The 25,640-nt window shown below is 57.9% G+C and carries 23 protein-coding genes; 13 read left to right on the top strand and 10 right to left on the bottom strand.

Annotated features, from left to right (window positions below):
• Positions 1–2 precede the first annotated feature (2 nt).
• Complete coding sequence (gene pagP / locus ACOYNV_RS00185) at positions 3–3,950, bottom strand: lipid IV(A) palmitoyltransferase PagP (RefSeq protein ID WP_422897705.1); 3,948 nt, start codon at positions 3,948–3,950, stop codon at positions 3–5.
• Positions 3,951–4,065: 115 nt separating this feature from the next.
• Between pagP and ACOYNV_RS00180 the strand changes: the two genes are divergently transcribed.
• From ACOYNV_RS00180 to hemF, 13 genes are all read left to right on the top strand, one after another.
• Positions 4,066–5,109: an aminoglycoside phosphotransferase family protein gene (locus tag ACOYNV_RS00180; protein ID WP_422897704.1), complete on the top strand. Its 1,044-nt coding sequence runs from the start codon at positions 4,066–4,068 to the stop codon at positions 5,107–5,109.
• A 119-nt stretch (positions 5,110–5,228) separates the two neighbouring features.
• The gene (gene murU, locus ACOYNV_RS00175; protein WP_422897703.1) at positions 5,229–5,903 is read left to right on the top strand and encodes an N-acetylmuramate alpha-1-phosphate uridylyltransferase MurU; all 675 of its coding nucleotides are present in this window, start codon (positions 5,229–5,231) and stop codon (positions 5,901–5,903) included.
• A gap of 151 nt (positions 5,904–6,054) precedes the next feature.
• Positions 6,055–7,353 carry an aminopeptidase P N-terminal domain-containing protein gene (locus ACOYNV_RS00170; protein ID WP_422897702.1) on the top strand — a complete coding sequence of 433 codons (1,299 nt, stop codon included), beginning with the start codon at positions 6,055–6,057 and terminating at the stop codon, positions 7,351–7,353.
• Positions 7,346–8,269, top strand: a complete 924-nt coding sequence (locus ACOYNV_RS00165) for an FAD-dependent oxidoreductase (protein WP_422897701.1) — start codon at positions 7,346–7,348, stop codon at positions 8,267–8,269. Before ACOYNV_RS00170 ends, ACOYNV_RS00165 begins: the two co-directional genes overlap by 8 nt.
• Before the next feature lie 105 nt (positions 8,270–8,374).
• On the top strand, positions 8,375–8,524 hold the full coding sequence (locus tag ACOYNV_RS00160; protein ID WP_422897700.1) for a hypothetical protein: 150 nt from the start codon (positions 8,375–8,377) through the stop codon (positions 8,522–8,524).
• Positions 8,525–8,797: 273 nt separating this feature from the next.
• Complete coding sequence (minC, locus tag ACOYNV_RS00155; protein ID WP_422897699.1) at positions 8,798–9,598, top strand: septum site-determining protein MinC; 801 nt, start codon at positions 8,798–8,800, stop codon at positions 9,596–9,598.
• Between the two features lie 76 nt (positions 9,599–9,674).
• Entirely contained in the window at positions 9,675–10,496 is an 822-nt protein-coding gene (gene minD / locus ACOYNV_RS00150) for a septum site-determining protein MinD (RefSeq protein ID WP_422897698.1), read from the top strand.
• Between the two features lie 2 nt (positions 10,497–10,498).
• On the top strand, positions 10,499–10,765 hold the full coding sequence (gene minE, locus ACOYNV_RS00145; RefSeq protein WP_422897697.1) for a cell division topological specificity factor MinE: 267 nt from the start codon (positions 10,499–10,501) through the stop codon (positions 10,763–10,765).
• 265 nt (positions 10,766–11,030) lie between these two features.
• Complete coding sequence (gene dusB, locus ACOYNV_RS00140) at positions 11,031–12,065, top strand: tRNA dihydrouridine synthase DusB (protein ID WP_422897795.1); 1,035 nt, start codon at positions 11,031–11,033, stop codon at positions 12,063–12,065.
• The gene (locus ACOYNV_RS00135) at positions 12,062–12,298 is read left to right on the top strand and encodes a helix-turn-helix domain-containing protein (RefSeq protein WP_422897696.1); all 237 of its coding nucleotides are present in this window, start codon (positions 12,062–12,064) and stop codon (positions 12,296–12,298) included. The genes dusB and ACOYNV_RS00135 overlap by 4 nt, the downstream gene beginning before the upstream one ends.
• A gap of 28 nt (positions 12,299–12,326) precedes the next feature.
• Positions 12,327–13,904, top strand: coding sequence for a bifunctional phosphoribosylaminoimidazolecarboxamide formyltransferase/IMP cyclohydrolase (purH, locus tag ACOYNV_RS00130; protein ID WP_422897695.1), 1,578 nt, complete (start codon positions 12,327–12,329; stop codon positions 13,902–13,904).
• 109 nt (positions 13,905–14,013) lie between these two features.
• A complete protein-coding gene (gene purD / locus ACOYNV_RS00125; protein WP_422897694.1) occupies positions 14,014–15,273 on the top strand; it encodes a phosphoribosylamine--glycine ligase in 1,260 nt (419 codons plus the stop codon).
• Complete coding sequence (hemF, locus tag ACOYNV_RS00120; protein ID WP_422897794.1) at positions 15,273–16,205, top strand: oxygen-dependent coproporphyrinogen oxidase; 933 nt, start codon at positions 15,273–15,275, stop codon at positions 16,203–16,205. The genes purD and hemF overlap by 1 nt, the downstream gene beginning before the upstream one ends.
• A 385-nt stretch (positions 16,206–16,590) precedes the next feature.
• Here hemF and ACOYNV_RS00115 read toward each other — a convergent pair whose 3' ends face one another.
• The 9 genes from ACOYNV_RS00115 to ACOYNV_RS00075 form a co-directional block, all read right to left on the bottom strand.
• A complete protein-coding gene (locus ACOYNV_RS00115) occupies positions 16,591–17,466 on the bottom strand; it encodes a hypothetical protein (protein ID WP_422897693.1) in 876 nt (291 codons plus the stop codon).
• A gap of 80 nt (positions 17,467–17,546) precedes the next feature.
• Positions 17,547–18,233, bottom strand: a complete 687-nt coding sequence (locus ACOYNV_RS00110; protein WP_422897692.1) for a class I SAM-dependent DNA methyltransferase — start codon at positions 18,231–18,233, stop codon at positions 17,547–17,549.
• The gene (locus tag ACOYNV_RS00105; protein ID WP_422897691.1) at positions 18,220–19,467 is read right to left on the bottom strand and encodes a non-canonical purine NTP pyrophosphatase; all 1,248 of its coding nucleotides are present in this window, start codon (positions 19,465–19,467) and stop codon (positions 18,220–18,222) included. The genes ACOYNV_RS00110 and ACOYNV_RS00105 overlap by 14 nt, the downstream gene beginning before the upstream one ends.
• A complete protein-coding gene (locus ACOYNV_RS00100) occupies positions 19,464–21,164 on the bottom strand; it encodes a pyruvate kinase (RefSeq protein WP_422897690.1) in 1,701 nt (566 codons plus the stop codon). The genes ACOYNV_RS00105 and ACOYNV_RS00100 overlap by 4 nt, the downstream gene beginning before the upstream one ends.
• 13 nt (positions 21,165–21,177) lie before the next feature.
• Positions 21,178–22,497 carry a B12-binding domain-containing radical SAM protein gene (locus tag ACOYNV_RS00095; protein ID WP_422897689.1) on the bottom strand — a complete coding sequence of 440 codons (1,320 nt, stop codon included), beginning with the start codon at positions 22,495–22,497 and terminating at the stop codon, positions 21,178–21,180.
• A 50-nt stretch (positions 22,498–22,547) separates the two neighbouring features.
• Positions 22,548–23,159, bottom strand: coding sequence for a thymidylate synthase (locus ACOYNV_RS00090; protein WP_422897688.1), 612 nt, complete (start codon positions 23,157–23,159; stop codon positions 22,548–22,550).
• Between the two features lies 1 nt (position 23,160).
• Positions 23,161–24,081, bottom strand: a complete 921-nt coding sequence (locus tag ACOYNV_RS00085) for a hypothetical protein (RefSeq protein WP_422897687.1) — start codon at positions 24,079–24,081, stop codon at positions 23,161–23,163.
• A gap of 430 nt (positions 24,082–24,511) precedes the next feature.
• Positions 24,512–24,997 carry a hypothetical protein gene (locus tag ACOYNV_RS00080; RefSeq protein WP_422897686.1) on the bottom strand — a complete coding sequence of 162 codons (486 nt, stop codon included), beginning with the start codon at positions 24,995–24,997 and terminating at the stop codon, positions 24,512–24,514.
• A 142-nt stretch (positions 24,998–25,139) separates the two neighbouring features.
• Complete coding sequence (locus tag ACOYNV_RS00075; protein WP_422897685.1) at positions 25,140–25,547, bottom strand: hypothetical protein; 408 nt, start codon at positions 25,545–25,547, stop codon at positions 25,140–25,142.
• Positions 25,548–25,640: the final 93 nt, after the last annotated feature.

Genomic DNA, 25,640 nt, shown 5'->3' with positions numbered 1-25,640 from the left:
TTCTATTGACCAAAGGCAGGGTCGACTGCCGGCTGATTGATCAGGCTGTAACCCTGAACGTTCCGTTTGAGAAGATCGAGCGGACTGGAACCGATGCGCGAAAAATCACTCAGTTCGAGCTGGATGAAGAATCCTGACGAGGTCGTATTCTGGGTGAGTGCAATGCGCTGGACGACACCACGCACGACCCAGCAGCCGCCGTTGTACTCCAGACCGGCGATTGATTCGATCATGCTTCCGCCCTGGGTAGTGCTGGAAAGATTGGTGGCATCGTCCTTGAACGAGTAATTGATTCGTCCAACGGCATGCCAGCGCCCCGAAAGCGGCCACTGCCCGGACAAATCGATCTGGTCGATCGGGGCATTCGTACCCCCCCGGTTATAACGATACGCCGCGTTCAGCACCTTGCCGGGCTCGGGCAGATAATGCCCCCCGATCGAAAAACGTTGCGCCTGACGACCAGAAACGTTGTATTCCAGAGCCGTATCGGCGAACACCTTGGGCAATACCTGGCCGCTGAACGCTGCCAGAATATCTGACTTCTCCCATTGGCCGTTACCTGTAGTCGAGCTTGTCGGAGTAAGCGCCACCTTGTTCGGCGTGAAATAGAAGCGCTGGCCGAACATCGCCCGCATGATCTCGTTGCCGGTAGAGGGTTCGATCAGTCGGGAAGTCGCCGCTGCCGTCAGTTGATTGGCGTTGTTGATGCGGTCCCAGCCGGAGAACTGGTTCTCGGAGAATATCTGCGCGAAGTTGAAATCGGCCAGCCCGGTATCCATGACCGGGATCTGGTCCTGATTCTTGTACGGGACATTCAGGTAATAGAGGCGTGGCTCCAGCGTCTGCGTGTAATCCCGCCCGAACCAGTTGCTTGGCCGCTCGAAGGTCATCCCCGAATCGACACTGAAAATCGGCAGCGTACTGCTGATCGAATCTGGCGTTCCCGCAGCCTGACCTGAAAGTGCATAGTTGCGGATATTCACCCCAATTTTCGGCGTCACATACCAGCCGGGTGTGACGTAAGGCAGCGCGACCGACGGATAGAGCACGGTACGTTGCACGCTGTCACCGGCAAGAGTGGCTCCATTGTATGTTTGCGCTGGCCTCGTGAAATTGGTGTACTGCCCCATGAAACTGCTATCGGTCAGGTAAAGGTCAGGTTTGCGGGCCATGACCGTAATCTGCGGCAGCATTCTGTAGGGATCCCGGTTCGGATTTGCCGGATCGGGCTGCAAGGTCTGATACGACTGAAAATTGGCCGTCGCCGTCCACCAACCGCCGCCCCCGTAGCTCAGCATGCCCTGTTGCAGGAGATTGACCTGCGAGGTTTGGGCAATGAGGTTCGAAAGATCGATGAAGTAGTTGCCGTCCGATACCTTGTTGTAGTTGATTGAACCGGCAAAACCGTTGGCCAGCGGCTGCGTGTGCAGGAAGGACAACGCGTAGCGGCTGTCGCCGTTGCGCAACCGGTCGTCCGGCAACACCTCGACGCGCGCCTGGCTTTGAACGAGGCCGCCGTAGGCGCTATTGAGATAGCGGAACTCGTTATTCAACTGAACGCCGCGCTTGCCCAGCACGCGCGGCGTAATCGTCGCATCCATGTTCGGCGCGATATTCCAGTAGTACGGCAGGCCAAGATCGATACCGTTGACACTGGTTGTACCAAAGCTCGGTGCCAGGAAGCCTGATTTGCGTTCGTTGTTGAGCGAGAACGACAGCCACGGCGAGTAGAGAATCGGGACGTCGAGGAAATAGATCCTGCCGTTATCACCTTCACCCACTTCGCGGTCGTAGTCAAGCTTGAGTGTGCTCGCCTTGACATACCAGTCGTCATTGCCTGGCGCGCAGGTGGTGTAGGTTCCGTTGGTCATCCGATACTGATTCTCGCCCTCGAAATCGATCCGGTCCGCCTCGCCGCGCCCTTCCGTCATCGTATTGGTGGGCATCTTGGTCGGATCGTCAAAGCTGGTCTGGCCCGGCTTGATGTTAAGCATTCGTGGCGCCGCAAAACCGGAGGTCAGCCACGAATCGCCGCCATGCTGCGCCGCAAGACTCGCCGCATAGGCCTTGTCTTCGGCCGCCTTGCTCCCGGGCTGCGGCTGCCGTTTGAGGGTGTACGATGGCTGCTCGAAATAACCGACCTGATCTTCCATTTTCAGGCGCATCTTCGGTCCGGTGATCAGATCCTCTTCCTGCTGAAGGCGCACATTGCCCTCGGCCTCGACCTCATCGTCGATCGGCCAGTAGGTCAGGCGATCCGCATTGAGCACGGTGCCGATCTTGCGCAACTCGGCCTCCTCCTCGGCGATGAACTCCCGGTCAACAGTCCCAGCCATGCGCAGCGAACTAAGGAACACCGGTCGCGGCACGGCGCTGTCTTTCGGTGGTGGCACCATGGTTTTTGCGGCGCGCAACGCGAGGGACGGCGAAACATCGGGAACTTCATCTTCGTCGCGCCAACCGGTGGCCGCAACGCGCGGGGGCACGGTTTCCGCTGACGAGGCCAGGCGGGATGATGGTCCCTCCTCAAGGACCGGTCCATAGGGCACTTTCTGCTGCGCAAGCGGTGTGGCCCTGCCAAATGAACTGTTGGCCATCTCGACGGGGTCCGCCTGAACCGGGCGTGCCGGCGTGCCGATCGCTTCTCCCTTCTTGCCCAACTCCCACTTGGCCCAGATAAAGAGGACGTTGCCGGCATCCTGGCCACCGGGGGGAATGTAAGTTCCTTCCAGGCTGAAGTTCTTGTAAGCCACAGAGACCAGCGGCACAACGATTGGAAAGGGTACATAGCTGAAGATGTCCTCGCGCGACATCAAGCCGGCAAGATAGCCCAAGCCCAGGCGAACGTCTTCGGCCGGACGCCAGATGGCTTTCCAGCCGTAACCTGCGGTATAAGAAGGCTTGAAATGCGAATCCTGGAAAGCCATCGCATAAACGCCCTCCCAGTTACCCTTCTCGTTATACAAGCCACGGCCGATACCGAATCCGAGCGGCTGTTCCTGATAGGTGGCGATTTGTTCTGCGGAATACGTGCTGCGAGAATGGTAGGTTTCCAGCGGCAGATAAAATTCGAGTGCGCCATTGTTGAACGCATTGGCCACCGGATCCCAGATGCGCTGGTACCAGGTTCTGTCGGTGCCTGCCGATCTTGTGGAGGCGGCAGGTGCAGTCCCGCTTGAAGTTCGCACCGACGGCGCCGTGGCAACCGGCGCCGGACCACCGACCCTTGGCATTAACGAAGGTTGAGAAGATGCTGCCGTCGCAGCAGCGGGGGCCGGCCCGAGCAATGCCGGATCAACGTGCAAGGGCGCCAACGGGGAAGCTGTCGGACGCGGTGATGGCACCATCGAGGCAGACTGAGCCTGCTGTTGGACGACCGGCCTTGTTACCGGCGTGGGCGTGGGCGCGGCCATTGCCGGTGTGGGTGGCTGCGCGACAGGTTCCGGTTGTTTCTCTGGTTGCAACTCGGGGGCAGCAGGCGCAGCCTGACGTTCCTCCTCATCACGCGGGTTGCGCGCCGGTACCGCCACCACGGGCGATACGGCTTCTGCCGGTGCAGGAGCGCGCGAAGGTTTGGCCACGACGGGAGCCGCTGGCGGCGCAACAGTACGCTCCGGAAGCTCCGGTGCAGGGGCCTTGCTGGCCTTGGCCGGCTTGACCGTCTCCGGCTCGGCTTCGACCGACCGTGCTTCAACGACGGGCGCCTCGATCGGCTTGACCTCGACACGCGGCTTTTCGGCAGGAGTAGTGGCAGGAGTAGTGGCAGGAACAGGCGCGTGTGTTGGCGCTTCGCCCGGCTTTATCGGCGGCAGGCCAAGCAACGCGGGATCAATGCGCAGCACCGGAGGAGCCTGCGCCAGCGCCTCGGGAGCATAAGCGCTGACCAGAGCGCTCGCAAAACCGTAATAGCAGAGCAGCGCGAGTGGTTTGCGCCGGGAAGGAAAATTCATCCGAAAATATCAGTAATAAAGGCAGCGAACTCGAGTGATTTCCGACGACACAGCGGCCAGCGGGGCGAGTGGTAAAATCGTCGCATTTTAGCACCTTAGCTCAAGGAGAAGCGGCATGCCGCGAACTGTACTGCTGCGCGATTGGCTTATTTGTTTATTCTCGCGCCAATACCCCGATCACGAATTCTTGCTCGAACCGGCATCGGCCGATGCCAGTTTCCGGCGTTATTTCCGTGTCGGTTTGCCCGACGGCAGCACGCGCATCGTCATGGATGCACCGCCGGAGCTTGAGGATTGTCGCCCTTTTCTGAAAGTTGCCGCGCTCTTTCGCGACGCCGGAGTGCATGTTCCCGAGGTTTATGCTGAAGATCTGGCACAGGGGTTTCTGCTTCTTTCCGACCTCGGCAACACGACCTATCTGAGCGCCCTGAACGAAACCAGCGCCGCCAGGCTTTACCGCGACGCCAACGCCGCGCTCGTTGACATCCAGCGCGCCAGCCGGCCCGGCGTTCTGCCCGTGTATGATCGCGCCCTGCTCAGTCGGGAGCTCGATCTCTTTCCCGACTGGTATGTCGCCCGCCACCTCGGTATCACCCTTGATGAAACGCAGCAGGCCACGTTGCGCTCGGTTTTTGACAAAATCCTCGCCAACAATCTCGCCCAGCCGCAGGTTTTCGTTCACCGCGACTACCACTCGCGCAACCTGATGGTTTGCGGCGAAGGGGTTTCCATCGGGGTTTCCACCGGGGTTTCCACAAATCCCGGCATCATCGACTTTCAGGACGCGGTATATGGCCCGATCACCTACGATCTCGCCTCGCTCTACCGCGACGCCTATATTCACTGGGAAGAGGATCAGGAACTCGACTTCGTCATCCGCTACTGGGAAATGGCGCGCAAGGCCGGACTGCCGGTGCATGCCGACTTCCACGATTTTTACCGCGATTACGAATGGATGGGCGCCCAGCGCCAGCTCAAGGTACTCGGCATCTTTGCCCGACTCTGCCACCGCGACGGCAAGGACGGCTACCTGAAAGACATGCCGCGCGTGATGGCCTACCTGCGCCAGACCTGCGAGCGTTACCTCGAACTGCGGCCTTTGGCGCGCCTGCTCGACCAGATCGAAAACCGGCAGGTCGATGTCGGCTATACCTTCTAACGGGCATGGCTTTGAATGGTGCCCCAAATTATGAAAGTCATGCCCGTTTCCCTCACCCCCGACCCCTCTCCCAGAGGGCGAGGGGAGGTTCGAGAGTCGCTCACGCGACTACCACGCTAATGAAGGCTTTCATTCTGGCCGCCGGTCGTGGCGAACGCATGCGTCCGCTCACCGACACTACGCCAAAGCCGTTGCTGCTCGCCGGTGGCAAGCCACTCATCGTCTGGCATCTGGAACGGCTGGCGGCCACTGGCTTCCGCGAAGTCGTCATCAACCATGCCCACCTCGGCGAGCAGATCGAAGCCGCGCTCGGCGATGGCAGCCGCTTTGGCCTGAACATCTGCTACTCCCCGGAACCACCCGGCGCGCTGGAAACCGCTGGCGGCATTGCCAAGGCACTCCCCCTGCTCGGTAGCGAGCCGTTTCTCGTGGTCAACGGCGATGTCTGGTGCGACTGGGATTTCAAGCGCGCCCACGCCCTCGCCGGAATTCACGCCCATCTTGTTTTCGTTGACAACCCGCCACAGCATGCGGGTGGTGATTTCTGCCTTGACGGGGAAACCGTCAAGTACGCCAGCACGGGCATCGGGCCAACGCTGACCTACGCCGGTACCGGCGTTTTCTCCCCGGATTTTTTCGCCAGCGTTGCTGTCGGCAGCGTCATGAAAATGCGTCCTCTGCTCGACGCCGGAATTGCCCGTGGCATCGTCACCGGGGAACGTCACAGCGGTCGCTGGGTCGACGTAGGTACGCCTGAACGGCTTACCGAACTCGACCAGGAACTGAACGCTTGAAAATATCGGAAACACCCACCGCAGAGACACAGCGGCGCAGAGAAACGCAGAGAATGCGATTTGTTTTTAAAGGTTTTCTCTGCGAAACCTCTGTGGCTCAGCGCCTCTGCGGTAGGTGTTCAGCCATTTCACGACCTCTAAGGCAACACGCATGAAGCACGAACCTTACTCATCGCGCCGTAGCACGTTGTTCAAGCAGATTGGCGACGGCGTGGCCGTCATCCCGACGGCTCCTGAACGCGTGCGTAATCGTGATTCGCACCACCCTTACCGTTTCGACAGCTATTTCTGGTATCTCACAGGATTCCCGGAACCCGAGGCCGTTGTCGTTTTAGTCGGCGGCAATACGCCGCGCTCGATACTGTTTTGCCGCGAAAAGAACGAGGAGCGTGAAGTCTGGGACGGCTTTCGCTACGGACAGGAAGCCGCGCGCGACGCCTTCGGCTTTGACGAAACTTATGCTTTCTCTGAATTCGAGCAAAAGCTCCCCGAATTGATTGCCAATCGCCAGACGCTCTGGCACGCGCTCGGCCACGATGCCGCATGGGATACGAAAATCGTCGCTGCGTTGAATTCAGTGCGTGCGCAATCCCGTGCCGGACAGCGCGCGCCCGGAGAAATGCGCGACCTGCGCGAACCGATCGACCGCATGCGACTGATCAAGGACGCGCATGAAACCGGCATCATGCGCCATGCTGCCGCAATCGCCTCGGCCGGGCACGCACGCGCCATGCGCGCCTGTCGCCCCGGCATGGCCGAGTACGAACTCGAGGCCGAGCTCGGCTACGAATTCCGCAAACGCGGTGCCGACGGCCACGCCTATTCGCCGATCGTCGCCGGCGGCCACAACGCCTGCGTCCTGCACTACATCGAGAACGACAAGCTGCTGGCCGAACACGCGCTGGTTCTCATCGACGCCGGCTGCGAGGTACAAGGCTACGCTTCCGACATCACCCGTACCTTTCCGGTCTGCGGCCGCTTCAGCGGCGCGGCGCGCGACGCTTATGAAATCGTTCTCGCCGCACAGAGCGCGGCGATTGCCGCCATCCAGCCTGGCGCTCCCTTCATCGCCTACCACGACGCCGCGCTGCGCGTGCTGGTACAAGGCATGGTCGACCTCTGCCTGCTTGCAGGCAGCATTGACGGCATCATCGAAAGCGAAACCTACAAACCCTTCTATATGCACCGCACCGGTCACTGGCTCGGCCTCGATGTGCACGATGCCGGCGAATACAAATCCGGAGAGGACTGGGTCACATTATCCCCCGGCATGGCACTGACCGTCGAACCCGGCCTTTACATCCGGCCCGGCGCCAAGGTGCCCGAACACCTGCACGGCATCGGCATCCGCATCGAGGACGATGTATTCGTCAGCGCAACCGGTTGCGAGGTTTACACCAGCGCGCCGAAGACGATTGCCGAAATTGAAGAAGTCATGCGCCGTGACTGAGACCATCACCCCTCACTCCACCCTTGGCACCGACGTGCTCATCATCGGTGCCGGCCCGGTCGGCATGACGCTGGCACTGGCGCTGGCCGACAGCCCCCTGCAGGTACTGCTTATCGACAGTCGCCCGCGCGGTGCCTGGGCCGACGACCCGCGCGCACTGGCACTTTCGCACGGCAGCCGGCAACTGCTCGAACGCCTGAAAGCCTGGAATGTATCCGCCGGCACAGCCATCCGCCAAATCCACGTTTCCCAGCGTGGCGGTTTCGGACGCACGGAAATTAACGCCGATGACTACGGCACCCCGGCACTCGGCTACGTCATGCGCTACCGCGATCTCGCTGCCGCCCTCGCCGCCCGCATCAAAGCAGAGCAACTGATCGACCAATGCAGCGTCGAAAGAATAGAAATCGGCATCGAAACCGGCATCGAAAATGCCACCTTGCACGTGACTCAGCAAGGCGTAGAACGGCGCATCACGGCAAAGCTCATCGTGCATGCCGAAGGCACGCCAAACAGCGATCCCGGGATCACGGTGAAGGATTACGGCCAGCACGCCATCGTCGCCGAAGTACGGCCGGCCTCCGGCCACAACAACCGTGCCTGGGAACGTTTCACCCCCGACGGGCCACTGGCGCTGCTGCCGCTCGGCCAGGATTATTCGGTGGTGTTCACTGTGCCGGCCGAGAAGGCCACACAACTGCTCGACCTTGACGATGCTGATTTTCTCGCCGCTTTGGCTAGCCAGTTTGGCCGTCGTCTCGAATTCGTTGCCAGCGGCCCGCGCACCAGTTTCCCGCTCGCCCTGCGTGTTCGTCGGCAGATCACCGCGCCACGGCAAGTGTGGATCGGCAACTGCGCACAAACCCTGCACCCGGTCTCCGGCCAGGGCTTCAACCTCGGCCTGCGCGACGCCTAGGAACTTGCCGAAACCCTGCTCGCAAGGACAAACACTAGCGACGCCGGCCACCCTGCTCCGCTCGCCGACTACGCACGCCGCCGAAAGCTGGATCGCACCGGCAGCATGGTCTTCACCGACGGCATCGTCCGCCTTTTTTCCAACGATCTGCCCCCACTGCGCATGGCACGCGGCCTCGGCCTGCTGGCGCTCGACCTCTGTCCGCCACTGCGCCACTTCGTCGCCAAACGCATGATCTGGGGCGCTCGTGCCTAGCCTTGAGGCCAGGTACGAGATTTAGCATACACCTGCAGACCGCATGTACAGGCGATCTACAAGGCACATGCTTGAAGAATGGCGTATTCATTAGCTCTACAGATTATTGCGGTGCAGAACGCCAATTGGAGCGCCCTGCAGAGGAGGTCATGCTTATCCACGTTGGGCATCGGCTAAATTGATATGGTTATCCAGCATTGTCCAGCATTTCATTTTTTGTACAGACTCGGCTAGACTTTGCCCTTTTTCCAGCCTTCAACCCACGACCAGACCATGCCACGAGCAGCCAAAAAAACCCAGTTGATCGAATTCAAGGGAACCACGCTCCCTGTTGTTGCCGTCACCCTGCGCTCATTGCAACCCGAGCAGCTAGCCGAAACGGCCAATGCCTTGTTCGGCAATGACGCCTTTTTCGATGGCGACGCCGCGCTGCTCGAACTGGGCCAGCTCGACGATGCCACACACGCCGACTGGGCCGCCGTGCGCGCCATTCTCGACACCCACGGCCTGCATGTAATCGGCGTGCGCGGCGGCAGCGATGAACTGCGCGAAAGCGCAGCGGCGGCCGGTTTGCCGAGCTTCGCCGCCATCGAACGCACCGCACGGGCGGCCGTAGAAACCACTGCACCGACCCCGCCAGCGCCAGCCGAACCAGAACCAGTGGAAGCTCCAGCCCCGGTCGCCCAGGCACCGCTACAGGCTGCTCCGTCCGTCACCAACCCGACGCTGGTCATCGACCGCCCTTTGCGCTCGGGGCAGCAGATTTATGCCCGTGGCGGCGATCTGGTGATGCTGGCCGCCGTCAATGCCGGCGCCGAAGTCATCGCCGATGGCAGCATCCACATCTACGCTCCCTTGCGTGGCCGCGCCCTGGCCGGTGCCAGCGGCGCCACCGGGGCGCGCATTTTTACCACGCGTTTCGAAGCGGAGCTGGTTTCGATTGCCGGCGTCTACCGGACTTTCGAGGCTGGCGTCCCCGATCAGTTGGCCGGCCAACCGGTGCAGGTGCAGCTTTCCGAAGCGCCCGGCGAAAGCAGCAGCCTGCTTTCCATCGAGGCGCTGAGAACAAATTGAACACTCTGCTTGCTGCGACGCAGCAAGAAATCCCATCAACAGGTAAAATCCACTTTTTATTGACGGAGAACTATCCGTGACTCGTATCGTCGTCGTAACGTCCGGCAAGGGTGGTGTGGGCAAAACCACTACCAGCGCCAGTTTTTCTTCCGGCCTCGCCCTGCGCGGCTTCAAGACCGCCGTCATCGACTTTGACGTCGGCCTGCGCAACCTCGACCTGATCATGGGTTGCGAACGCCGTGTCGTCTATGACCTGGTCAACGTCCTCAACGGCGAGGCGACGCTCACCCAGGCGCTGATCAAGGACAAGCATTGCAGCAACGACAACCTCTTCGTGTTGCCGGCCTCGCAAACGCGCGACAAGGATGCGCTGACCGAAGACGGCGTCGAGAAAGTGCTCAAGGAACTCGAGCACATGGGCTTCGACTACGTCGTCTGCGATTCGCCGGCCGGCATCGAGCGCGGCGCGGTGATGGCGCTGACCTTTGCCGACGAGGCGATCGTCGTGACCAATCCGGAAGTCTCTTCGGTACGCGACTCCGACCGCATCCTCGGCATCATCCAGGCCAAATCGCGCCGCGCCATCGCCGGCGGCGAGCCGGTCAAGGAGCACCTGCTGATCACCCGTTATTCGCCAAAGCGCGTCGAAGACGGCGAGATGCTGTCCTACAAGGACGTACAGGAAATCCTGCGCGTTCCGATTATCGGCGTCATCCCCGAGTCCGAGATCGTGTTGCAGTCGTCCAACCAGGGATCGCCAGCCATCCACCTGACCGGCACCGATGTCGCCGATGCCTATATGGACGTGGTTGACCGCTTCCTTGGCCAAGCCATTCCACTGCGCTTCGTCGATTACGAAAAGCCAAACATCTTCAAGCGACTGTTCGGAGGGAAATAAGGATGTCCCTGTTCTCTCTCATTTTCGGCAACAAACCGAAAACCGCCACCATCGCCAAGGAACGCCTGCAACTGATCATTGCGCACGAGCGCAATGGCCTGTCCAGCAAGCCCGACTTCCTGCCGGCGCTGCAAAAGGAACTGATCGCCGTCATTTCAAAGTACGTCGCGGTCAATCCGGACGACATCAAGGTGTCGCTGGAGAAACAAGGCAACTTCGAAGTGCTGGAAGTGAATATCGTGCTGCCGGAGCCCGCCAGCACGCGCTAATCGCAATGTTCCGGGAATAACGCGGCGAAGAATCACAAGGACTTCACCGCAGAGACGCAAAGACGCAGAGGTAACGCAGAGAAAACCTTACCCTACAAGGGGTTTTCTCTGCGTTACCTCTGCGTTTTCTCTGTGCCTCTGTGCCTCTGCGGTGAAGTTTCAAGTTTCATCTCATTGCCCATACCAAGTCAGAAATTGACTATTTCTTAGGCAGCAATAAGGGTAGAATTCCCTCCTTCCCTTGCAACATCTGCACGCCAACATCATGAATTTCGTCGGTTTCACGCTCAGAAACAATCTCTTTGTCGCGCCAATGGCTGGCGTGACCGACCGTCCTTTCCGTCAGCTTTGCAAGAAAATGGGCGCCGGCTTGGCCGTATCCGAGATGGTGACGTCGAATTCGCTGCTCTACGGCAGCGCCAAAACGCAACGCCGCGCCAACCACGATGGCGAAGTGGCGCCGATCTCGGTTCAGATTGCCGGCTCGATACCGGCGATGATGGCCGAAGCGGCACGTCACAACGTCGATCGCGGCGCACAGATCATCGACATCAACATGGGTTGCCCGGCCAAGAAAATCTGCAATGTAATGGCCGGCTCCGCGCTGCTCAGGGACGAACCACTGGTCGGCCGGATTCTCGAAGCGGTGGTCAATGCCGTGCCGCAGACACCGGTGACGCTGAAGATTCGCACCGGCTGGGACAAGACCAGCCGCAACGCGCTCGCCATCCTGAAGATTGCCGAACAGTCCGGCATCCGCGCCCTGGCCATGCACGGACGCACGCGCGCCTGTGGCTACTCCGGCGAGGCCGAATACGAAACGATCAAGTCGGTGAAGGCCGAGGCGCACATTCCGATCATTGCCAACGGCGACATCAACTCCCCGGAAAAGGCAAGATTCGTGCTGCAGGAAACCGGCGCCGATGCGCTGATGATCGGCCGTGCCGCGCAGGGCCGTCCCTGGCTTTTCCGCGAAATCGAACACTTCCTGAACACCGGTACGCATCTGATGCCACCTCGCGTCAGCGAAATCCACGAAGTCCTGCTCGCCCATCTTGACGATCTCTATGGCTTTTACGGCATCGATACCGGCGTGCGCGTCGCGCGCAAACACATTTCCTGGTACACCAGGGGGCTGGCCGGTTCGGCCGCCTTCCGCCACCGGATGAACCAGTTGCCGGACATCGGGCAACAAGGACAGTCAGTCAATGATTTCTTCTTCGCACTCGCCGAAGACAACGAACATCTGAACTACATCCAGACTGAAAACGATAAAAACAGTGAGGGACTCGCCGCATGAACCAGAATAACGATATTTCGGCCTGCATCCACGGCGCGCTGGAAACCTACTTCAGGGATCTGGATGGCGAAACGCCGGTACCGATCTACGACATGGTGCTGAGAAGCGTCGAGCGCCCGATGTTTGAAGCCATTATCAAACGCACTGGCGGCAACCAGACAATGGCCGCCGCCATGCTTGGCATCAACCGCAACACGCTGCGCAAGAAACTCGTCGACTACAAGTTGCTCTGAACAATTTTATCTTTATGAAAAGCCCATCATGAAAATCCGCCAAGCACTGATCAGCCTTTCCGACAAACGCGGCGCACTCGAATTCGCCCAGGGACTGGCCGCCCAGGGGGTCAAGCTGTTGTCCACCGGCGGCACCGCCAAAATGCTGCGCGACGCCGGCCTGGCCGTTACCGAAATCGGTGATTACACCGGTTTTCCGGAAATGCTCGACGGCCGGGTCAAGACGCTGCATCCAAAAGTGCATGGCGGCATTCTTGCCCGCCGCGACCTGCCCGAGCATCTGGCGACCATCGAACAGCACGACATCCCGACCATCGACCTGGTTTGCGTGAATCTTTACCCCTTCCGCGAAACCATCGCCAAGCCCGACGTCACGCTTGAAGAAGCCATCGAAAACATCGATATCGGCGGCCCGGCCATGGTCCGTTCGGCGGCCAAGAACTACACCGGCGTCGCCATCGTTACCGACCCGGAAGACTACGCCGGCTTGCTTGCCGAAATGCAGGCCAACGATGGCGCGCTGACCCTGGCCACGCGTTTCGGCCTGGCCAAGAAGGCCTTCACCCATACCGCCCGTTATGACGCGGCGATAGCCAACTGGCTGACCGCGCTCGAACCTTCCGACAAGCCGCAACTGCAGTTGTCAATATTCCCGGCCAAACTGCAACTCGCTTTCGACTGTGTCGAAACGCTGCGCTATGGCGAGAACCCGCACCAGCAAGCGGCTTTCTACCGCGACCCGACGCCGACACCAGGCTCTATCGCCGCCTACAAGCAACTGCAAGGCAAGGAACTCTCGTACAACAACATCGCTGACGCCGATGCTGCCTGGGAATGCGTCAAGACCTTCAAGGCCCCGTGCTGCGTCATCATCAAGCACGCCAACCCCTGTGGCGTGGCGATCGACATCAATCTGTTGTCGGCTTATGAAAAAGCCTTCAAGACGGATTCGACTTCGGCCTTCGGCGGCATCATCGCCTTCAACGGCACTGTCGATACCGACATCGTCGCCGCCATGAACGAGCGCAAGCACTTCGTCGAAGTGTTGATCGCCCCGGCTTACACGCCGGCCGCGAAAGAAATGCTGGCCACCAAACAGAATCTGCGCGTCCTCGAACTCCCCATTTCCAATGTCTACAACGCCTTCGAAATCAAGCGCGTCGGCGGTGGCCTGCTGGTGCAGACGCCGGACCAGTTCAACGTGCAGGCTTCCGACCTCAAGGTGGTGACCACCGTAGCACCGACTGCCGCGCAGATTGATGACCTGCTCTTTTCGTATCGCGTGGCCAAGTTCGTCAAGTCCAACGCCATCGTCTTCTGCGGCGGCGGCATGACACTTGGCGTCGGCGCCGGCCAGATGAGCCGTGTCGATTCAACGCGTATCGCCGCCATGAAGGCATTGAACGCCGGCCTGTCGCTGGCTGGCTCCTGCGTCGCCTCGGACGCTTTCTTCCCCTTCCGCGACGGACTGGATGTTATCGCCGAAGCCGGCGCCAAGGCCGTCATTCAGCCCGGCGGTTCGATGCGTGACGAAGAAGTCATCGCGGCGGCCAACGAACACGGAATAGCGATGGTGTTCACCGGCGCGCGTCATTTCAGGCATTGAACCCTTAAGACGGCAAGGAGTCAGGAGTGAAGAGCGAGGAGTAAAATCATCCCGCTACGCTTCATTCTCTTCACTCTTTACTCCCAACTCCTCACTATCAACTGACACTATGAAACTTCTCGTTATTGGCTCCGGTGGACGCGAGCATGCGCTGGCTTGGCACATGGCCAAATCATCCGACCTGCAGAAAATCTACGTAGCACCTGGCAACGCCGGCACGGCGCGTGAAACCGAAGTGGAAAACATCGGCCTCACCGACCCCGAGGCACTGGCCGATTTCGCCGAAAAGAATGGCATTCACCTGACCGTCGTTGGCCCGGAAGCACCGCTCGCGGCGGGCGTAGTGAACCTCTTTCGCGCACGCGGCCTGAAGATTTTCGGCCCGACCAGGGAAGCGGCACAACTCGAAAGCTCGAAGGATTTTGCCAAGCGCTTCATGGTCCGGCACAACATCCCGACGGCTGCCTTCGCGACATTCTCCGACTGCGCTGCCGCCCATGCCTACGTCAACAAGCAGGGCGCGCCTATCGTCATCAAGGCCGATGGACTGGCTGCCGGCAAGGGCGTTGTCGTCGCCATGACGCTTGCAGAAGCGCACAGTGCCATCGACGACATGCTTTCCGGCAACAAGGCCGGCGCGCGCGTCGTCATCGAAGAGTTTCTGGAGGGCGAGGAAGCCAGTTTCATCGTCATGGTCGATGGCAAGAACGTATTACCGCTGGCCTCCAGCCAGGATCACAAACGCATCGGCGACGGCGATACGGGCCCCAACACCGGTGGCATGGGCGCCTATTCGCCCGCCCCGGTGGTCACCCCGGCGATCCACGCCAAGGTGATGCGCGAAATCATCCAGCCAACCGTGCGCGGCATGATGGCCGACGGCATACCCTATACCGGCTTTCTTTATGCCGGGCTGATGATCGGCAAGGATGGCTCGGTCAAGACGGTCGAATTCAATTGCCGCATGGGCGACCCGGAAACCCAGCCGATCATGATGCGCCTCAAGTCCAATCTGGTCACGCTGTTTGAACATGCGGTCGCCGGCAAGCTCGACCAGATCGATGCCGAATGGGATCGCCGGGTGGCCATGGGCGTCGTACTGGCCGCTGCCAACTATCCTGATTCGCCGCGCAAGGGTGATGTTATCAGCGGCTTGCCTGAAGAAAGCGAAGACGTGCATGTATTCCATGCCGGAACGGAGGAAAAAGACGGAAAGATTGTCACCTCGGGCGGCCGCGTACTTTGCGTCACCGCGCTGGGCGACAACGTCAAGCTGGCACAGAAGCGCGCTTACGACACACTCGTCGGCATTCACTTTGACGGCATGCAGTACCGTCGCGACATCGGACATCGCGCAATTTCGCGATGATCGATCCCGGCGCGCTCAAGACTTATTTCACCGGCCTGCAGTCACGCATCGTAGCTGCTGCACAAGCACTGGAAGGTGAAAATGGCGGACGTTTCCAGGCTGACCCCTGGCAGAAGGAAGCCGGCCAGCCACTCGGCGGCCATGGGCTAACCTGCATCATCGAGGGTGGCCGAGTGTTCGAACGCGGCGGCGTGGCTTTCTCGCACGTGAATGGACCGGCACTGCCGGCTTCAGCCACCGCCAAACGCCCCGAGTTAGCCGGCCGCGCCTTCGAGGCGATGGGCGTTTCGCTGGTTCTGCATCCGGAAAATCCCTACTGCCCGACAGCACACATGAACGTACGCGCCCTGGTCGCCAGCAAACCCGGCGAAGAGCCGGTCGGCTGGTTTGGCGGCGGCATGGACCTGACACCCTATTACCCTTTCGAAGAAGATATTCGCCACTTTCATTCGGCTTGCAAGCAGGCTCTGGCGCCTTTCGGCGAAGATGTTCATGCCCGCTACAAGAAATGGTGCGACGAGTATTTTTTCCTCAAGCACCGCAATGAACCGCGCGGTGTCGGCGGCGTCTTTTTCGATGATCTCAACGAGGGCAGCGAGGGCTGGAAAGATCCCTTCGATCGCTGTTTCGCGCTAACGCGCGCGGTCGGCGACGCCTTTATAGCCGCTTATCTGCCGATCATTGAAAAGCGCCAGAACACGCCTTACGGTGAACGCGAGCGCGATTTTCAGGCCTACCGGCGCGGACGCTACGTCGAATTCAATCTGGTGTGGGATCGCGGCACCCTGTTCGGCCTGCAATCGGGCGGACGCACCGAATCGATCCTGATGTCGCTGCCGCCGGTCGTCAAATGGCGTTACGACTGGAAACCCGAACCGGGAACCCCGGAAGCGCAGCTCTACGAAATGCTGCCCCCCCGGGACTGGGTATAAACGCTTAAACCAAAAAAACTCAGTTGGAACCTCTTCAAGCACAGAGACGCAGAGGGCACAGAGAAAAAACTTGCCGCTCCCCCAAGGGTGAGTCGTCTCGGTTCGACATAACCGGCCGTAGCGGCCCCAAAAAATCATCGAGTGTGAACGGCAGTTATCTGATCCGATACCGGCCGTTCGGCCCTGTAGTTACTCCGCCCACTTTTCGGCCAATGCTGACGGTGGTGTTAGCCCAGTTAAATGGCGGGTATCGCGTAAGTTGCCATCATTGATGCGGTATTCAGCCTGCACGGTCGCTTTCGTCAGCGGCGAAGGATGGCACTTCCCTTGGCGATCATTTGCCGGTGCCAGCTTTGTCGATTCTGTTCGGCAGAAAGCTAACCTATTAGCAAGTCAGCGCACCACCGTCAGTTGTGTTCTCCAACTCTGTGGAGCCAAGCTGGTCAGCCGGCAACTTAATCCTGCAACACCTGATGGCATACCCCTTCAACGCAAGTAGTTCATCCAGCCTCTCGGAAAATTCAGCACTTGCGCTGCTAGGAACGTAGATAGCTTCCAGCAACTCGGGCAAGGGAGCCTTCAGAAGGAAGCCATACTCATCCACATACTTGAAGATATCTTCGCAAGCCACGCCGTCGTTATGGTAGTACTGGTCTAGATTTTCCTTGCCATGCACTTCAATATGCCTGGCCGGCCAGTTGAGTTCAGGGAGGATTCGATTGTTGAAGTAAATTAAATGGCCAACATTGATTGATACTCGCAATTCGCGCTCTGGCTCAAATTTGTTCCGTTTGGTATAGACAGCATCCCGCTGCACCTGCTTGTCTTGGACATATTCGATGGGTCTGGACCGACATCCGACCGGCAACACCTTGTCTAGAAAGGCGCCTAGCTTCAAATAATTGACGGTGAGCAGCACGCAGTCTGGACTGTTGGTGAATTTGCCGTAGTGCTCCCACATATACAGGGACATTTGCTCATGCCAGTACCAACTTTGGATAAACAGGCTTTGCTTTTCCCTATACATCGCATCACAGGATAGCTCTCTTGCTTCTCCTGGCGTAATCCTGCTTCCAGTTGAGAACTTGCTGATCAATGCGTCAAAAATCTGCTGCTCCGTCTGACCGTAGAATCCACGGTCACCTTCCGTTGGATCCTCTGGGTAGCCATCAATTCTCCTGAAGTAAAAGCCTTCGTCGTTAATGACCTGTAACGCCCGCTCACCTGGCATGTAGCGCTGTAAAATCTGACGCGAAAACATATATATTCGCTCCCAGTTATAAGGGCTTCAATCGATAAATAAGCACCGCATATTGGCAAGTTGAACTTCATGAGCCAGAACTAATCTTTCAGGATCAAATAACGAACCCTGGAAATGGGGTCTCCTGCCACGGCTGCACCGCTTGAGCCCAAGCGCTTCGCTTGGTCGACGAGCCAATCGGGACAGAAATACTTCTTATTGGGCGCGAGTATTTTGGTAGCCTCCGGTGCCCCCACGGAAAGGAAGTCGAACAACGCGAACCCGCCTGGCGTAAGCGCCTTGACGGTCTGCGCGATGAGCAGGCACGCCAATTCGTTACCGTAGTGGGAAAGGAGTATCCCCCTGGAAAGCACTGCGGCGTGCCTCATCCCACTCCAAGTCCCCTCGAAAACATCGTCCAATCGCCACTCCACGTTCCGAATATTCTTCGAACCAGCGACATTTAGCATCTCGCGGCTTATGTCGATTCCGATGGCGCTTTCGAAATGCTTGGAAAATCCAGCAAGTACGCTCCCGGTTCCGCAACCCAGATCGACGAGGCTACCCGCCGAGCACAATTCCTGCCGATCCTGCACCAAGCGCCGTCCCAATTCGACGAAACGTCCGTAAGCGTCACCGTCATTAAGATGACAGGACTCGTTTTCCAATCCGGAGTCCCATTGAGCGGCCTTACAGTCCCAGCGCCGGGCAATAGCGTCAATGTCGCGTGAGGCATACAGGCCGGGATCGCTCTCGGGAATGCCGTAGACATTTTCAGAAAGAGACATGTTCGGCGAATCCCCCCTGAAGCCCGTCGTACGTGGTGCGTAGTTCTGCTATCCCCGGATAGTCCCGCCAATGCCAACGCTTCGGATATCCGAGTTGCCTGGTGATTTCCCGGCGAATGAATTGGGACGGGAAGTCCTCTGAGAAATGGACTGTGCGCGTGCCGTCTCCATGCTGTACGAATATGTAATCATCGTCATTGTCACGTAGCGAGGCGAGCTCGCCGAGCGAACCGATTTCATGACCAGGAAATTGACCAAGGAGTGGCATTAAATTCACAACCGCCGGGAAAATGTTCAGATGCGCGTGATCCACGCAACATGTAGATTTACCCCGTCCGCGTCCAGGCCCATGTTCGAAAAAAACTGGATTCGCGCCATACGCGCCACGGAGTGTCGTCGTCACTTCCGACATCAGATCTTCCAATTCTGAAACCTGGCCAGCTTCAAGATGCGCCATGCTTTTCACGTGCTTACGGGTAAGAAGCAACAACCCGCCTTCCATGAACTGGCCCAACGGCGGCAAGAGCACAAACGATGTGCTCATGTGAACTACCCTGTCCCTCGGCCATCCCCCCGACAGTTGCTCAAAAACCGAGCCTGGGTCGCCAGAGAGTTCCACACAAAACACGCACGAACCCGAGGTCGGCCCCCGCGTGTAGCAAAATGGATCGCCGTCGGCCGGGTAGGCCCATCCCTTCTCGCACAAAAGGTGCCAATCGCGCTCCAGCGCCTGCCAAGCCCTCAATCGATGAAGTGACTTGGCAAACGGCCCTTTAACTGTTGGTTGGAACCACTCATGTAGCGGCCCCGGACCTTCGCCGCGAACTTCGCTTGGGACGAGACTGCCCTGAACGCTCCCCATCCAGTGAAAACATTCGACGCCGTCTGAACATGCCAGATTCGCGACGAGACGCCCGGATGGGGTTTGATTATTCAGGAGCCTGACCAACCCATCGATTCCAAGCGATCTGATTACCGACTTCGTATAGGCTCCGGGGAATCCGGGGTAAGCATCAAGTAGGAGCCCTGCATCGTCCACGATGCAGGGGCGACCGAGGGATCGGGCTGCAGCGCGTGCCTTCTCCTTGATGATTTCGACCCAGTCGTCGGATTGAATTTCGTAACAGGATTGGGGTGACGTGACCAATTCAACGCCAAGCCTCTCCAAGATCGGGTGAAAAAGCGCGTACTTCGCGAGATTGGAGGTTACGAGGGGAATGTTTTTTCGCATCATGAAATCAACCTACCGACGTATTCGACGACTTCAGCAGACGACAGGTTGTCGGTATTCACGATTTCGACCTGGAATTGCGGCAACCCGACCTCGGCGACGGCCTCCCGCAACCAATGGTAGAAGGCAGATTCCTGTTCCCAATAGTCATGATTTTGGGTTAGCTCGTCGAATACGCGCTCGGATGCTTCCTTTTCCGAGACTCGTCGCCGCAACGTTTCTGGCGATGCCGTCAAAACAATGGTTTTGTTCGGCACACAAACGTGGCCACCCATCAATTCGAGCATCGGCATTAATTTAGCCAAACGCTTCGGATCGTGGCCCACATGTACCGCAAGGGTCGACCAAAGACTACGATCCAGGCAAATTTTGGGTGGCGAAACTTGCTGTTGAATAAATTGCGCCAGCTCGCGCTTGAGTTCCATGGAGCCCGAAAAGAAGTAAAAGGCGGACGCCATCCAGTCCGCGTCTCGGATCATCCGCATTTTCATTTGCGGTTCCATCCAAGCGGCCGGCACACCCCGGCGAATCGTCCAGTCGGGGTGCGTTGCCCGGAGACGCTCGATGAGTGTCGTCTTCCCCACTCCATTGCCCCCTTCGATGGCAATTAGCGGCGACGAGCCTCCCGGTAATAAATTCCGTGGTTCGCGTAGGAACAAGCCAATAGGCAGGCGAATCCGGGAGGCAGCCTTCAAACATCGGGTCGCGAGCTCTATGCTCTCGATCGGATGGTCGCTAAAGACGGTCTCTTTGCCGAGCATTATCCCCGATGCGCCTTGCCACGCTGCGGCGGCAAGGTCGGTCAACTCGCAACGCTGCGGTACGCCGCTTGAGGCGAAGTTTTCCAGGAATTGGGTAGCCACGATGACGGGCTTCCCTTTCGCTTTGGCAATTTCGACAAGCCTCTCTTGGATTTGCGGCATATTTTCCGGCTCGACCACCAAGCCGAGATCGCCGCGGGCGACCATGATGCCATCCGAAGCCTGGACGATCCCCTCGCTGTTGAGGATGATTTCCCTTGTTTCCAGCTTGGCCATGAATCGAACCGAATTCGGCAAAAAGTCCCGCAGGGCCGTTACTGCCGAGTTAAATTGCCCGACCGACGTCACCATGGAAAGCGCTATCCAGTCCGGGACGAGGCCAGCGGCATCCGCTTTGCGCAACAGATCGACATCGGCTGATTCAAACAAGGAGAAATCGACACTGCTATCAGGAAAGACGACCGAATTACTGGTTTGCAACCGACCGCTTCCACGCTCAACGACGGTACGCATGAGTCCGGAGCCAAAATCCAGGACCCGCAGGACAATCCGGCCGTCAAGCGCCAAGACCCGATGACCGGGCGTGACAGTCCCTCGGAGTTTGTCCAGCCCCGGAATTCCGACATGATCGCCGGAGCACTTTCCGTCGGAGTCGGAAAATGAAAGTTCGACCCCAGGCGCAACCTCCCGCGGGGAGATACAGCCCAGTCTCAAGCGCTCCGATGGAAGATCGAAGAGGATTTTCGCGTCGGCCCCCTTGCTTTCAGCCACCTCCCGAACGAGCAGGGCATGCGCAACATGGTCCCGGTTGCGGTAGCCCGTCGGGAATCGGAACCATCCCGCCCCGGCATCAATCGCCGAGGCAATGCCTTCCACCGTCTCCAGCGTGGGCCCGATGGTGACCATTACATCTACGGAACCTAATTCATAATATTTCATGGTCAACCCTTGATTACGACTTGTTTCTGAATACGTTCATTGACTTTTGGTGTAACGGGGAGGAGAAGACGAACTCGTCCTCCGGCGTTGCAATGTCGCTGCTCACATAGCCCTCACGTTCCAAGGCGGTTGCCGTTTCCTCGAGCAGCGCGATCATTTCCGACGGCGACATATATTCGAACGAAATGTTGTCGCCTATGCCGCCATAGCAAAAGCTCTCGAAATCCTTCGGGTCTTTTATCCGGATACCGAAATCCTGTGGGCGGGAATAGTATGCAGTTCCTGGAAATGGGATCAGCTGATGGATTGATATCTCATGGGGACGCATGCGTAGCATGAGATCGATGGATTTCCGCTGCTCCGCCAGGGAACCGGGAAGGCCGTAAATCCATCCGGTTTTGACCCGGATACCGGCATTGGAAGCGGATTGGACCCCGGAAAGCATCTTTTCGACTGTCGTTCGTTTGCTAGCCCGAGTCAAAATCTCGTCGGAGCCGCTCTCTATCCCGAAATAAACACGGCGGCAATTAGCCGACGCCATCGCCTCGGCCACGGACGAATCCATCGAGTCTGCTCTCAACTGGCCGATCCACGATGCGCTGAGGCCAGTCGCGGCATATTCCTCACAGAAAGTCACGATGCTTTTCTTCTTCAGGAAGAAAATGTCGTCAGCGAAAAAAATCTCCTTGGCACCGAAATCCCTCTCCAGAAGTGCCATTTCCCGGATAACCCTCTCGTGCCCTGAAACGGCGACGCCCTTCACAAGTACGGTACCCGTATAGTTGCAGCAAAAGGTACAGTTGTAGGGGCAGCCTCGCGAGGCGACCATCGAATGATGGCTGTATAGCTCGAGCCGATACAGGTTGCGATCGATAATTGGCAACTCGTCGATACTCAAAGGACGCGGATCTTTGGGGTTCATGCGAACCGAACCGTTTTCCTCGAACGCCACCCCTTGAATGTCTCCAAGCGGACGTCCAGCGCCCAGCGCCTCCAACAATCGGTATACGGTGTATTCGCCCTCGCCGAGCACCGCAACGTCCGCCCCGTCCGACAATACATCGTTGGGGAACAGATTTACGTGGATGCCACCGGCAATAACGACCGACTCGGGATGACGACGCTTCATTTCCGCAATTTGAAGGCGCGCCACCGGATAATTCGGCGTGATGATGGAAAATCCGACCACATCCGGCTCAAATGAGGAGACCCGCTCCCACAGCAGACTCTCGTCCCCTCCCTCGGCGTTTTGATCAAAAACCGCCACCTCGTAACCGCGTTCTTGCAGTATCGTACCGATAAATCCAACGCCGAGCGGATATTCCTTATACATTTGCTTGGGATTCAGCGAGCGTGGCACTACAAATAGAATTTTTCTTATTGTCATTTTCGTGCCGGATTGAGTATGGATTCGACTCGCTCAAAATCTTTCCGATAGATATGGGCGGAGCTTATGGTGCCGGTTATTGTTCCGATCCTGATGCCGAGCGCCTTGGCAACCATCGCGCCGAAGTCGTGGACGCAGATTGCGTCCGCGCAGAACTTTAGGTAGACATCCTGTCCTCGCGCGAAATAACTCAGATCCAAGCGTCCATGGCGGATGAGGAAATGTATCGCGTTGACGCACGGAACCTTCTTCCCCGTCGGGTCAACGAATACCAGTAGTGCCCGCTTAGTCGACGGCTGTTCCTTCAACAGATCTATCACGTCAGTGAGATCATCTTTGCCGAAGGGCCCCCGCCAGCAGGTTCTGTAGCTATGCCCAAAACGGTTTGGTTCGGACGTGAAAAAAACTTTGCGCATTTCGGACAAGGTTTCATTGAGACCGTACTCCGCCAGTTCTGTAATGTCCGAAGGCCCGACCGTGAAATCCATAGTCACCGTCCTGGCCTCCCTGATCTCCTGATCGGAGTCATCGCCGTGCTCAATAACAAGCTGGAGTAGATTTTTCCAAGTTTCACCTAGTCGTTTGGCTAATTGGTGAGTTGTAATCAACTTATTTTTCCTTAATCATGATGTTTAGCAGGAATCCTGCTAAGTCGGACGCCGTGCCGGAAACTTCCATCGGTTCGCCTGTTAGCGGCCGCGTCAGCGCATTAGCCGCACGCTCCACAGCGGCGATTTGGGTAAGCCCAGATGCTATCCACCGCTCAGCCTCGGCCAGGGCTTGTGCAATTAGGCTTCTGGATCCGGACACTAGGGGCGCATCGGTTCCAAAAAAAATCCGTACCCGTTGAGGTACCGTAGGAGTGGGGTTGAAGAGTGCTGATCTCGTGAGAGGGCACATGACCACCCCCGCACCGCTATCCTCAATCAGACCGAAATCATTCGAGTTCAACGTATTCGCGTGCACCAATAGCGTACGTGAATCCAATAGGGACTCCATGGCCAGCCATTCGACGATTGATCGTCCCAAACGAGATTTCCCGATTCTGGAACGTGCCTCGGATTCGCCTGCATGGAGGGTAATCAGCCCTCCCGGCATCGACTTGAGGAAAGCTCGAGCGGCATCGGCCGCTTCGGGGCCGATCTCTCGCTCGTCGGGAAGAATCATCACCGCCGGAGTTGGCCGGATATCTGCTCTCCAGGAATTCCAAAGCACAGTGACTTTTGATCGCACCCCGAACATTCCGTAGACGTATTCGACATCTGCGCTTGCGTGCTTGCCACTAAAGTCGAGCACCGTCCCTACGCCCTCATTGCACGAATACTCAATCCATGGCCGAAGGGCGTCGCGAAGCTCGTCACCAAAGAGCCACTTGGTCCGACGTTCATGGGCGAGGAACCGGGGATCATCTGACCATTGCTCGACAGGCACACCAGCAAGACTCCAGTCCGAGGAAAGGTCGTAAAGCCCGTGGCGATGAGCATCCACGAGCTTGCCATGCCACAGGCGGTTAAGGCTGCAATTATGCATTTGGTGTCAGATCCGACTTTTCACATTCAGACGAACGGCAAATCCGTACAACTCCGACCGCGATGGCAAATGGGATGCGAGGGGCAAACGGCTGATATCGCACATCGTCCGTGATGGCTGCCTAGTTATGTATGGAGGTTGTCTTACAATATTTCTTGGCTACTCAGTTGGCCACGATGTTTCATCCACTTTCCGTAAGCAGCCAGGGTGACCACAGAGAGAGCGCCTGCAACAAACGTAATAGCGTAACTTGCCAGCGTTTCGAGGGGAGATTGGTTGTACATACAAATAGCTCCTAAATGGGATCGTAAATGTTCTAGTCGTGATGCATCCTATCGTCACGATTCTCTATCACTCAGTTTCAGCCTGCACATTTGCTCAATGCGGAAAACTCTACCGCTTCGGCAAAACGTCAACAGAACTTTGCGGTTTAGTCCTTAAACCACTTGTACAACGCGTATGCTCCTCCAGCCACTGCGAGGGGGGCTGCGCATGTTATGGCTAAGCCTGTTGCCATGCCGCCACCGACGACTCCCCCAATTGCTGCGAGCCCAGATGTTATGCCTGCTGCCGACAATCCACCAACGGCTCCCGCAGCAGAAACAGTTGCTACCGAACCTGCTATACCTGCACCGGCACCTACACCTGCCGCAATTTTTTCATCAGTTTCGATATTGTCACTTGTGAGTGCGGCTGCTAATGCGCCGCCAGCAAGAACTGGCGCTGCTGCAACCCCAATTCCTGCAGCCATGCCGCCGCCGACAAGGCTTCCAAGTGCAGCTAAGCCAGAAGTCATACCTGCGGCTGACAGTCCTTCAACTGCTCCCAACGTCGAGACAGCCGCTAATGAACCTGCTGTTCCTGCAGCACCACCACCAGCGGTACTTGCTGCCACCTTCAAACTTTCATCGCTCATTTTGATCCCCAGATGGTTTCCCCCTAGATAAGTCCGGAAGCGGCTGGAGGTAATAACCGCTACCGTTTGAATTCACCGGCGCTGCGCGGCGTTATCGCGCAACGTCCGGCAGAATTATGGATTGTGCATCACGGGAGGACTGCTATTCGTAGACGATGAAGACGATGAACCTATCATTAAGAGCGTCGACTAGGGACATGCTCTCGACTACAAAAGTTACTGGAATGACATAGCCCTTAGTTTTCAAGAACTCTCCAACCTTCCTTGGGATTGGTGCGCCAGAACTTCCATCGTGACCAGCTCCATCGACATTTACTGCGAAGAGCTGTTTCCCTTGCCCATCGAGTCGCGCAAAGACGTGCGCGTGATCTCGCGTCTTTGTGTTTGTGTTGCCGTTATCGAATCGTACGGACATTTGAGTCTTGGGAACTCTGTGATAGTCCGCGCTTTCGGAAACGTATTCGAGGCCAAGCAAAGAGAGCTTTTCGGAGCGGCTATTGGCCTCTGTGGTCTTCAAAATCGTTCTAGGCTTAATCTCACTGAGTTTCATGTTTCCTCGCGTGTTTGAAAGAGTACGGTGATGGTGCTCAACGTGCCATAGACATCTGTAGCAACTGTTGGGGGCATTCTGCTGTGTGCCACC

Source organism: Propionivibrio sp. (assembly GCF_049316945.1).
Taxonomy (GTDB): domain Bacteria; phylum Pseudomonadota; class Gammaproteobacteria; order Burkholderiales; family Rhodocyclaceae; genus Propionivibrio.
Note: the sequence above shows the minus strand (reverse complement) of the source record. Positions and strands in the feature narration are given on the sequence as shown.